Below are 12,975 nucleotides of genomic sequence, written 5' to 3' on the forward strand. Positions count from 1 at the left end.
ACCTAAATATATAATAGCCATTTATAGTATTTCTTTCAAGTACAATTATAAAAGAGTGTCAATCAACAGCGTAACACAATTTCTGCCCCTAGCCTTGGATTGATATAGGGCATCGTCTCCGAGCTTGTAGATATCCTCTTCACGGAGACCTTCCAATGTGACTACCGCTACACCTATTGAAACGGTTATGATTCCGTATTCGGAGCTCATCGCGTGCTCTATTCGTAAATCCTCGACATTCCTTCTAATCCCCTCGGCAAATTGCCCAGACTGCTGGGGAGTAAAACCGGAGACAATTATACCGAATTCTTCTCCTCCCAATCTAAATACGTAACCGTTGGCCCTTCCGGCGAACTCTTTAATATTCTCCCCAAGCTTGCGCAGGATATTATCGCCTTCATAATGCCCATACGTATCATTATATTTTTTGAAATAGTCGATATCGAGCATGATGTAGGTTAAATAGTCTTTATTTCTGGCGGCTGTATCTACTTCCTCTTGAAAGATTTTATTGAAGTATCTTCTATTGTACAGACCTGTTAATTCATCCGTTATAGAGATTTTCTCAATTAATTGAATATATTTATTAAGCTCATCATTGTTCAGCTCCAGCTCTTGAGTCCGTTCCACTACCAGTTCTTCCAAATGCTCTTTATGTCGTCTAAGTTCTTCTTCCGCCTTCTTTCGCTCGGTTATATCTTTAACCGTCCCTTGAATGGCTGGCTTGTCCATATAGTTGATTATCGTTACTTTATGAATCACATATACCTCACGGGTATTGTCCTTATACCTAAGACTTGTTTCATATTCTTGGGGAGCGTTCTTCCCATCAAACCTTCTCGAGTAAAAGTGCATCACTTTTTTCCTCTCCGGCTCACTGATGAACTTCTCGAAGGGCTGATCTATCATTTCTTCCATCTCATACCCCAGCATATCGGCTAAAGCCGCATTTACATATTTGCATTTTTTGTCTTGAGTAATAAAGATACCGTCCTGCAAGTTGTTGACAAGCTCCCGATACTTCTCTTCGGATCGCTCCAGATCGGAGTATAAACTAGCATTCTCAAGTGAAAACACCATTTCCCTGGATAACAGATTGATCACTTTCATCCGTTCCTTTGTAAATACACCTGATACCAGATTATTTTCCAGATATATGATCGCTATCGTCTTGTTTTGATTAATCAACGGCATACACACCATTGACTTAGGTCGATGCTTAACAATGTACGAGTCATTTACAAACTGCGTTTCAGAAAAAGCATCGTTGTAGATCAGACTTTCCCCCTTTTCCTCCACATGATTCAGAATAGACTCTGGTAAATTCCGATATAGTGAGTAGTCGTGGATCACAACATTTATCTTATTATGTTCTGGGCTATATTCCCCCTCCACAAGCAAGTTGGAGTTGGATCTCATCACGATGCAGCCTCTTTGGGCCCCCGCATTTTTAATTACAATGTCCATTAGTGCTTCCAGCAGTTTGTTCAGATCAATTTCCTTGGAAATCGCCTGCGAAGCCATAATCATAGAATTCAAATCAATACTTTCAGTGAAATCAGTAATCGTCTTTCCAAGTAAGAAATCCTTGGTGTTAATTTTGATCATCGTATTAGGATGCTGTTCACTTAAATGCTTAATCTTACCCTTGGCACCCCAGACGGTATAGTAATATAGAGCTTGTCTTAGAAGGTACGCGGCAAACTCTCTATACTCTCTGCTGTAATAAAATTTGGCGGCCAGTTCATTCGTCAGCGCCTTGTACCTTACAAAATCCCCTTTTTCACTGGCTTCGATTGCAAGATCGTAGTATTTACCAGCCAACTCATCCTTTCCGGAAAAAACTCTGGCCCATTCTGCCTTCATTAGGTATTCATGCTGCTGGAAATTTGTTGGGGAATGCTTCGCCCATTTTTTCACCCTGCTGAATTCTTTACGCATTCTTGCTTTTGCCTTAACTTTCTCAAAGGTATTTAAGTCCTGATAACAGTAAGCTAAGTTCAGGAATGTGTACAAAGCGAACTCTTCCATGAAAGCAGACCCTGCAAGTGTATCTATAATCGGGTACGCCTTGTCTATAAACTCCAACGAACTTTTGTAGCTTTCATAAGTGAAATGCAGCTTCATTTTATAAATATAGTAAATAGCAATCCCTGAATAATACTTCGCTTCTTCAAGCTGCTCAACATAGGCCTTTTCGCTGAAGGTCCCGTCATTTAGAGAAAGGATGTCGTCTAATTCTCCCGCAAGGCTAAGAAGCTGCTGTCTGAACAGCTTAGCAGTCGCCAGGGCTTCCTTATACTTCGTATTCTCAATCATGGCGATGGATTTGCTGTTCTCCAGCAGATTTGTAGGAATATCCATGGTTGGATTCCAAAGATTCAGATAAAAGCAGGCGTGTGCAAGATACAGCATATCCCCTGACCGTAAACTGGATTCAATCGAGGTTGTATACCAATCCTCTAGAGTCTCCCATGGTTCAGTCCATGTATGGCAGAAAAGCGTGTATAAAACATTGGCCGCCCCTTTCCATTGCAGATCATTAAATTTATCGTTGATCCTTATACCCAGTCTCCCGAAATCAAAAGCCCCCTTAAGATCGCCAAATCCGGACAATAAAATGGAGTATCCAATAAAAGCGAGGGCAGATTCAGGTGAATTCCCGTATTTCAGCGTCATACTTACTTTTTTCAATACGACAAAACCAAAAAGTGCGGTTTCTCCAGAGATAAAGCTCGGTGGAATAAAGTTGATCAACAGCCTCATAATGAGCTTAATCCTCGAATCATCCATTTCCGGTTTTTCATAAATATCTTCAATCTTTCTTCCTCTGAGACTGGCTTTCACTTTCAAGAATTCTATTAGTACCGAGGCCATTCCGATTTTTTCAGGAATTTTAATCCCCATCGCTTGGAGTCCTAACTTACCGGAGGCTATTGATTCCTTCATCATCCCCAGATACGTATAATGATTGGCCTGCATCTCGTAGATTTGGGCTATGGCAAAGTTGTCCCTGGTATGTCTAAGGAGAATCGAGCAAGCTTCGTTAGCAGCTTCAAGCTGATGAGAGAGGTATCCGCATTCAGTATATAATTGGTATATCTCCGAGGTTTGCTGCTCATTCTCGAGCCAAGAGTCCTCCGTTAATAGGCTTCTGGCGGCCTCCAATAGAGTGAAAGCAGAATCATAACCAAAAGCTGCTTTGGCTTTTCTAGCGGCCTTCAAGGTTAGAAGGATGACTTGGTCTGTTTCTTCCCCAGTGAGGATATATTTGACCCCTTTGTTCAAATGTGTGGCTATATCCATAATATTTTCTTCGATTTCTTCAGGAGGCAAATGTTTAAGCAGCAGTCTTCCTATGGTCAGATGCAGCCGTTTGCTTGTTTCACCATCAAGCATTTGGTAGAACGCCTGCTGAATTCGGTCATGCTGAAATCTGAATTGTATACGCATCTTCTGGACAACATCTTCTTCCTCCTCGAGGTAATCAGAAAATATCCAATAATTTGAATTCACAGGCAGGATGATATCCTCATCTACAGCTTTCATAAGAGAGCGAACAATATCCACTCTATCCACTTCACCAATTAAAGACAGCATATTAAAATCGAACAAACTTCCTATTGAGGCGCTTAACATCAAAATCCGGCGTACATCCTCGGGCAAATTTTTGAGATTCATGATTAAGAAATCTACAACATTGTCATTGAAAGGCAAATTCAGGATTTGATTAAGATCCCAACTCCATGCTCCCTTTAAGTCATCAAAATAGAGATACCCTTTTTTATATAAATCCTTCAAGATTTCATTTACAAAAAAAGAGTTCCCCTTGGTTCTCTTGTGGATAACATCAGCAAGCTCTTTAGCACTTCCTGAATCGGTGCAAAGCGTGTCAGCGATTAAGCTTTCTACAGTTTCTACAGAAAGGGAATCGAGAACAATTCGTCCGACTTCTCTGCTTTTTTCTAATCTATTTATAGAGGAGAAAATCAGATGTCCTTGAGGAATATCATTGTGCCTATAGGAACATATCACGAAAAATTTACGTAAACGGTTATTTAAAATCAATTTCTCAACTAGCTGTAAGCTTGATAAATCCGCCCACTGAACATCATCCAGAAACAATACGAGTGGTCTGTTATTGTTAGTAATACCTTCAATAAATTTGGCAAAGGTCATGAAGAAGCGATTGGTTTCCTCCTCTGGATTCAAACGATCGATCTCAGGTTGGACCCCTATCCAAGACTCTAACTCCGGTATAAGTCCGGTTATCAGAGCCCCGTTTCCGTCTAGAGCTTTGAGCAAAGAGTTCTTCATAGCATCTTTGTATTCCACATTCCGACTACTCTGGAGTTGGCTAATCAATCTCCGGAATGCCTGGATCATAGCACTATATGGGGTATTTCTGTTGTACTGGTCAAACTTCCCCTCAGCAAAAATTCCCTTTTCTTGGCTTATATATTTATGAAGTTCATGTACGAGTGCGGTCTTGCCCACTCCTGCATCCCCTGATACGAGCATCATTTGCGGATTGCCGCTGGCACTTCTCCGGAAAGCGTCAACCAAGCGCTCTATATCTTCTTCTCTGCCGTATATCTTTTGCGGAATCTGGAAAATATTCAGCCGATCCTCTTTGGCAATCTCAAAATCCTTAGTTTCTGCTAAGCATTTCTTCAAATCCGCTTTTAGTCCATAGGCGCTTCGATACCGGTCCTCGGACGATTTCTCTAAAAGCTTCATGATTATATCGGACAAAGCCTTGGAAATCTTCCCTTCAGTTATTGTATAGGGGGAAGTGGTTTCTTTAGCAATAATTGAATAAATCTGATCCAGCATTTCTACTGACTCATGCGGTTTGACCCCGGTCACCATCTCATATATACATACGCCCAGAGAATAATAATCCGTACGATAATCGATATCCCGATTCATTCTGCCAGTCTGTTCAGGGGAGATATACAGCAGACTTCCTTCGAGAACACCACTGTTCTGGAACTCCTTCTTTTCCTTTACCAGTTTCACTGCCAGATCAAAATCAATGACCTGCACCACATCTTTTTCCTGATTCCAAATAATATTTGAAGGTTTGATATCCTTATGAATGACGTTTTTTTCATGAATGGCTCCGATAATATCTACGATCTTGATGGTCAGCTTTAAAAGAGTATCAAGACCCAATTTCTCTTTCTCTAGGATCTTTTTCAAGGACCGTCCGCGAATATCTTCCAGTTTCATAATGTAGTGTCCGTTTTGTTCCTCCAGCTTAAGCGGCTTAGTAACTCCGGACGTTCGTTCGCTTAACTCCTTTAGCAGCCTGTACTCCTGCTTAAATCGCATCACTTCTTCATGTCCGGTAAACTCCGTTTTTAACACTTTTAAGATAAAAGTATCTTCGGTTGCCGCATCTCTGCATCTGTAAACGGATTTTCTATAATTATCGGAAAGTGTCTCCAGTATTTGATAGTCATCAATTGCAAACATACCTATTCCACCTTTAGCTGTTATCTTCCGTCACTTCAAAATCGGCGTCAAAGTTAAATATATAGGCAGCAATAAGCCAGATAATCCAACAGTTTAACCCGAAGAATAAATACCCGAAGTAGCCCAGGATAGGCATCTCGGAGAAAATATGTATTTTATCAAGAAAAGGAACAGAATACTTCCAGTAATTCGGGTTGGTGGGCATGGAATCATGAAACCACTCGCTACCAAAATTCCAGAATTCCCAGAAGAATCCGTTGAATAAAGTTGCCAGTCCGATTAAGATCACCTTGGACCAATCCCCGTTCTTAATTGGAGTAAAGGGAGTCCAATAGCCTGTAAGTGCCATGGCAGTGGATAACATGGGAACAAGGGCAACCCATAACACCCAGAACAGCAAATAAGGATAGTAGCCCATCCCGAAAGCCAAAATCAGTCCAAGCACATAGTAAATTATAAGGAAGATTTTGGAAACCTTAAATGAGGGGCCGAATCGGTATCGATCTCTGAACAAACGGATGGTCTTAAGCAGCATATACCATTCAACAATTGCAGGCAAAACAGTCGTATAGGATAGTGAAAACCAAAAAACATTTCCGAAATTTGAAAATACTTGATTATTAGGATAATACCAATTCTCCAAAACAAAGAAGTTTAGAAATTCAAAAGCAAACCAGCTAAAGCAGGAGACAACGGCCAGCAACTGCATGACATGAGGCCTCTTGGAAATAATAGACAACCCATTATTGCGTTTATAAACGATCCCGTCCAGGATAAGTATGAACGACCACCATAACGGAACAAACGTATAGTATTCAATAGAGATGAATAGTTTAATCCGCGCCCACATGAAGAACCAGCTTAGCGCAAGTACGGGTAAGCTCCACCAGAACCAAACCGGAAAGCCCGTTTTCGCAGCTGCTTGTCTTCGTTCCACTGGCACTTTTTTAAAACCAAAAAGCCCAGGAAACACTAAAAATAAGGTAATAAACAAAGCTACAAGAACAGCTAATGAAAAGTAAATGATATTAAATCCCGGGTCTACTCCTACCTTTTGAGCGGGAAAATCACCGTAGCCTGGCGGCAAATCCTTCCATTTCGTTAAACTTCCTAACAGCGGCAGAATGAAAATAAAACCAAACGTAATGATAAGAAAAAACTTAGTATTCCAATTTTTCATTATGTATTCTACCATCCGATCACTTTGTATTAAAAAGTCGAAATTTGTTGATTATTTATTATGTATGATTCGATAAGTGTCCTGTTAATTCCTGCTACACGCCCTATTACTTCTATTATATAGATAGAAAAAACCCATACCGCATAGGCATAGGTTTTATTAAAATATAACTTATTCGTAACGTAAAGATTCCATAGGATCGAGCTTAGCCGCTTTGGATGAAGGTATTAGACCCGCGACAACACTGATTAATGTACTGACACAAAGGCCGAATATCAGGTAAGTGGCAGACAGTCTTATTAATTCGACACCAAAGACATTGGATAGAACAGTATTTAGTCCGAGGCTGATGATCCAAGCTGCTACTACGGCAATCAATCCGCTAAACAACCCTAGTAGTGCGGACTCTGAGAAGAAAATACGGCGAATATCCTTCTTCCGTGCACCGATCGCCCGCAAAATACCAATCTCTCTCGTTCTTTCCACAACGCTAATATTCAAGACTACCAAAATCATGATGCCTGAAACCAGCAATGAAATACCGGCTATCGCAGACAGCACCCATGATGCCATTTTTAAATACGTTGTAACTCTCTCCATAATACTAGCTAGCGGCGAGCTTTGGAATCCATCTGCCTTGATCACTTCTTTAATACCCGCTACATCATTAATATTCTCCGCATAAGCATTAAGTTGAGTAGGCTGCAGGGTTAATCCTTGTTTGCTGTATGCATTTTCTAGCGTTGTGAACGAAGTATAGGCGTTAGATCCACTCATTGGCCCTCTATCTTCCTGCTTATATATACCGGAGACTACCCAATCCGCTTCTACAGTAACCGGTCGGTTCTGATCATTCATTTCATTTATATATAAATGAACTTTTTTGCCTACCAGAGATGGATAGGTCTCTTCACTGCTAAGACCTTTTGCGAAACTTACCGTCAGCAGAATTTCGTTCTCCACCGGCATTGCGCCCTTTTCTATATCTTCAGCTTTGATTGCATCTGTAATGGTTCCCACTGAAGAAAGTACTTTGTTCTTATCATTGAATACCATGTTATTTTTTCCGCTGATTGTTATAACCTTTTCGACTCTTTCCACATTTTTAATGCCGCTAACGGTTACGATATCCTGCTCCGTGAAGGGCTCATTGGATATTTGCTGCATGGGACCGCCATTTTGCTGCTGATCTCCTGCATCTGCCGCCTTTGCCGGCTTTACCACATCTACTAAGAGGGGAGTTAGACTCGAATTAATCTGGTCGTTCATGTAACCTGTTATTCCATTTCCAAGGGAGAGCATAAGAATAACACTCAGTATTCCGATAGCCCCGCCGACAGCAACGAGAGTATTCCGCTTTGAATTCAAGATCATATTCTTGATGGCCAGTTTGAAAGAGGCTTTGAAGCTAAGGTTCTTCCCTTTTTTCTCTTCCGTCTCTTTAACGGACAAATAGCGCTCTTTCAAAAACTGATCTTCCTTAATGCACCCGTCCTCCACAGAAACAATCCGACTTCCAAAGCTCGCTACACGTTGTGAATGGGTTACTGTAATGATGAGGACCCCTTTTTTCGCAATGGAATCCAACAGCTCGAGTATTTGCTCACTGGTTTCCTGATCGAGAGAACCCGTAGGCTCATCTGCAAGTATAATATCCGGATTGTTGGAAAGCGCCCGGGCAATCGCCACACGTTGCTTTTGACCCCCGGACAGTTGATTTGGACGTTTTGCCAAGTGATCCTTCAAGCCGATTTCCGTGAGAATTTCCTTAGCACGCTGGGTGCGTTCTTGTGTACTATGGTCCGTCATTTGCATAGCAATCATTACATTTTCAAGGACGGATAAATGAGGAATTAAGTTAAAGCTCTGAAAAATAAAGCCGATCTTATCTTTCCGGTATGCATCAATTTCGACTTCCTTCATCGTGTGCAATGACTTCCCCTGAATGATAACATCACCCTCGTAATCAGAGTCCATTCCTCCGATTATATTCATAAGTGTGGATTTGCCTGATCCGGATTCACCCAAGATCGAAACAAATTCTCCGCTCTCAAATTTCACATTCACATCCTTAAGTACAGGCACCCTCTCTTTACCGGCCAGTAAGTAAGATTTATTCAAGTGTTTGATTTCTAATAATGACATTTCAATTTCCTCCATATCCTGTTATACATCTCTATCTATATCTACCTTCCACTAAATTCTAACACTTCTTTGTGAACTGAATATGTACTGGGCTATTTTTGTTTTCTATAAAGGCGTCACTACTTTTTCGCTAAATCAGTGCTTGACATGTGACGAGAAGGACAGTAATTCGTTACGCCCAAAAGAACGTTTTAGTTAACACCTACAACTCACACCTACAAACCACACCCGAGAAACTACTTTCTACTCTCATGCACAAACTTCTTAACGCTACCCAAAACTTGGAGGTAGTCAGAGTAATAGGTGTACTTTTTACACTTATTTCTAGCCTTTGGCGCTCGGATGTATGGATAGATGTACTTTGTGCAACTAAACATACGAATAGGTCGGTTAAACCCCGGAATACCCAAAAATAATTGTATAAAGTGCAATTAAACATCCTAAAGTGTGCTAGGGGAGAACTATAAGTGTACATTGTGCAACTATATATATGGAAACCTATGTAGGTAGACGATTTGCCGTATTTGTCGGGGATACCTGGGAGATACTTCTACTCTCCTACACAAACTTTTTGACGCTACCCCGCAACCCGGATTCCGCTACCTGTAAGGCGTAGTCGCCCAAATCCAGTGAAACATCAGGCGAAGTTAAATCGAAATCGCTCCCGGTTAGTGACGTAAAAGGAATGTCAAGCTCTGATCTCGAGTAAGAGCCTTCTTTTGTTCAGCTTATATATTTTTTTAGAATAAAAGCAAGCCGAAGCAGGTAAATCCTGATTTGGCTTGCTAATTAGAATCCTCTATAGTTTCTCATCTCTGATCGCTTCAATAATACTTTCTCTCTTTATTCTGGTACCCGTGATCCAGTATGCCAGACCTACGCAGCTAACGATAAAAGGGAGGAAGAAAACGACGTAACCCCATGGCGCATTTGATATTAAGGTCTCCCATGTCACACTGCTCGCGTTCTGCAGCATGATGCTGCATCCACCTATGAGCAAAGGTACAGACAGCAGCAAAGGGATACATCCAAAAAATACACCTTCAAGCAACAGTATCCTGTTCATTCCTTTAGGAGACAGCCCGGAACTGCGAAGCACTGCAAATTGTCTTCTTCGGGCCATAAGATTTCCGGACACAGCGGTGAAGGCTCCGGTGATTCCGACGATTCCGAGGAATATTGAGAAACCGTTAATAAGCATCGCAACGGATCGCATCAGTTTGTTATAATACGATTCTTGATCAATCAAGGATCGTGTATTCCAATCCTCCTTCAGAAGATATTGGCTTAGTATCGTATTGGCCTTATCTTGAGCTTCGGCTAGATTTTCACGCGGGATATACATCTTATAGGTAATTCTCTGATAATCCAGCCCCCGTTCCGGATTGAGGTTCAGCACTATATTCTCGTAAGTTTCCATAGGCACCATAACAATAAGACCAAAGGGATAATAATATTGATCCAGTTCAGGATATTGTTGGGTAAGTGCTCCTACCTTTAGCGTATAACCTTTTAGATTATGAATATCAATCTGGGCTCTTTCTTCAACAGCAAGCGAATCTCCTACAGCAATATCGAGATATTCAGTTAGGGGAGCTTGGAGCTTGTCTATAATTGAATTAATATTACCACTAGTGTAATTAACGACAATTCCTTTATGCTCGGCTGGAATCTTAAACTGCGCGGGATCAGCACCCGCCTTCTTAGCATATTCTGCAAAGGAAGCGGCATCTAGGCCCTTCAATTCCACAAATATACGCGGGCGCACTCCTTCCCGCTCCAGATTGTACCTCCCAAAGTAGTGGTTCTTATACCCTCCGACTGCACGGAAATCAGGACTTAATCTCTCCTCATCCCATAACAAGCTATAGTACGAATCACGGTACATTACCTGTTTTTGGATACCCGGAATACCGGAGAGTTCCTTCAGCATGAGTGGATCGGGATCTTTCAAGATGTCCGCTGATATCGTTAGCGTATACGTTCTTCCGGCAAGCATCTGCTTTTGGTCCATGATCCAGATCGCTGAAAAACTCTGAAATCCTAGAAACAGCGTGATACATAATGTCAAGGAGATTATAGTTGTTCGATATGCCTTTTTATTGGCATACAGCGCGTTAATGGCAAGCTCTCCTTCAAACCCAAACCATTTACGTATCCAGCGGTGATCTCTAGTCTTCTTAGGAGTAGCAGCTGCCGGTGTATTACGGACAGCCTCAATGGGCAGTAGCTTTCCAAGCTTGATTGCGGGACCCCACGCAGATAATAGAACAGTGATCACGCTAGCAAGGATAGAAATCAGTATAATCTCCCAGGAGAAAACAACCTGAAGGTGCATATCCGTATTATCTTTTAACTGGGACATCACAAATTTAATAAGAATTAGCATACTTGTGTAGCCCAGGGTAATACCCAGAGGAATCGCCAAACTGGCAAGAATAAAAGCTTCCATTAGGACACAATATCGGATTTGCTTCGGTGTAGCTCCCACGCTTTTGAGGATACCAAGTTGTTTGATTTGACTCTCAGCTGTAACTGTAAAGGCATTATAGATAAGAATAATGAACAGAAGCATGACCAAACCAATAGATAGAAAAACTGAGAGTAAATAGCCGGATAAGCCGGTATTACTTCCATAACCTCTAGGGTCTCTAACTCCATACAACTCTAGAAGAGAGGTGTTGTATGTGATTACAGATTGACCTTCATCATTAAGGTTCACTCCGCTATTGGTAGCCAGCAGCGGGAACACTTCGTAGGCCTTACGGATGTTTTTCAAACTAGCCGATACCGTGTATTGCCCTTCTGGTAAGAGTAATTGTGTATCCATGAATCCATAAGAGTCATAACAGGGGTAAGAGGAGACCCCTTTCACATTCAGCGAACCTGTAATCGTAACCGTTAGTTCTCCAGTAGCAAGAAAGGTTTCTCCCTCTAAACGGGGAGAGTCCACGGCTATCGTGTTCCCTTCAAGTACACGCTCTCCCATAGGAAGAAGTAGTGTATCGCCGATCTTATATTGGGGATTCTCGGAGAAGAATAGTTTGGAGACCACAATTTCTCCGCTTTTCGCGGGGAGCCTCCCTTCCAGCAACAATTTCAAGTCGATGGTTGTTCCCCACGAATTGGGACTCAGTGGGGTGATACTTATATAGGAGCGCGATGCACCTGATAGCTTCAGAGTTTGAGCATGCGACTGTAAGTATACCTCTTTCACTTGGGGATTCTTCTGTATGTACTTCAAACGTTCCTGTGGAATGGGTTCCTCGAATCGTCCCTGCCAGCTACCTCTGGAGGCAATCGTCATGTCAATTTTATTGAGCCATTCCGTATGGCTGTACACGCCCAAAGCACAGATTAAGGAAGATGCAACTAGGATAGCTATGAATATAAAAACACTGTTACGCCGGTTTTCTATCAGATGGGAGAGCGCATATTCACGGATGATTTTCATTTCCGAACCGCCTCGTCAGAAGCTATAATACCATCCTCAATCTGAATAATGCGATCTGCTTCCAACGCTATTTTCTCATCATGGGTGATGAGCAGGACGGTCTGATTGAATTTCTGATTAGAGAGCTTAAGAAGCTCAATTGTCTCCTCCGTATTCTTTTTATCTAGATTTCCGGTAGGCTCGTCTGCCAGAATAATAGCAGGTCGGTAAATCAATGAACGTGCGATTGCAACCCGCTGCTGTTGTCCTCCTGAGAGCTGATTGGGTAAATGCTTGAGCCGATTCTCTAGACCCAGTGTACGTATAATCTCTTTAAATTGTTCATCGTCCGGATCTCTGCCATCCAGCAGAAGTGGAAGCCTAATATTCTTATTCACATCTAGAGTAGGAATCAGATTATAAAATTGATAAATTAGACCCACCTTTCTCCTTCTAAATATAGCAAGCTGCTCTTCATTAAGTTTGGATATATCCTGGTTTTCAATGGATATTGTTCCACGTGTGGGTCGGTCAACGCCCCCTAGCATATGCAAAAGTGTAGACTTTCCTGAGCCTGATGGGCCCATAATAGCTACGAATTCCCCCCTTTGAACCGAAAGATTCACTTCGTGAAGTGCGGTTACTATCGTTTCCCCAGATCCATAGGTTTTGGTTAAATGTTCACAGCGCAATATTTCCATCTGTACGAACCTCCTTTATGCAGCCATTATACTCG

General features: G+C 41.8%; 5 protein-coding genes. All 5 read right to left on the reverse strand.

Features of this window, described 5'->3' with window-relative positions:
• Positions 1-45 precede the first annotated feature (45 nt).
• Positions 46-5,481 (reverse strand): diguanylate cyclase, encoded by a 5,436-nt coding sequence (locus tag PWYN_RS23405; protein ID WP_036656870.1) that lies wholly within the window; start codon positions 5,479-5,481, stop codon positions 46-48.
• Between the two features lie 13 nt (positions 5,482-5,494).
• The gene (locus PWYN_RS23410; RefSeq protein ID WP_036656872.1) at positions 5,495-6,661 is read right to left on the reverse strand and encodes a hypothetical protein; all 1,167 of its coding nucleotides are present in this window, start codon (positions 6,659-6,661) and stop codon (positions 5,495-5,497) included.
• A 171-nt stretch (positions 6,662-6,832) separates the two neighbouring features.
• A complete protein-coding gene (locus PWYN_RS23415; RefSeq protein ID WP_036656875.1) occupies positions 6,833-8,806 on the reverse strand; it encodes an ABC transporter ATP-binding protein/permease in 1,974 nt (657 codons plus the stop codon).
• Between the two features lie 799 nt (positions 8,807-9,605).
• Positions 9,606-12,260 carry an ABC transporter permease gene (locus tag PWYN_RS23420; RefSeq protein ID WP_036656878.1) on the reverse strand — a complete coding sequence of 885 codons (2,655 nt, stop codon included), beginning with the start codon at positions 12,258-12,260 and terminating at the stop codon, positions 9,606-9,608.
• The gene (locus tag PWYN_RS23425; protein ID WP_036656880.1) at positions 12,257-12,940 is read right to left on the reverse strand and encodes an ABC transporter ATP-binding protein; all 684 of its coding nucleotides are present in this window, start codon (positions 12,938-12,940) and stop codon (positions 12,257-12,259) included. The genes PWYN_RS23420 and PWYN_RS23425 overlap by 4 nt, the downstream gene beginning before the upstream one ends.
• Between the last annotated feature and the right edge of the window lie 35 nt (positions 12,941-12,975).

The sequence above is a fragment of the Paenibacillus wynnii genome, assembly GCF_000757885.1.
GTDB classification, from domain to species: domain Bacteria; phylum Bacillota; class Bacilli; order Paenibacillales; family Paenibacillaceae; genus Paenibacillus_AQ; species Paenibacillus_AQ wynnii.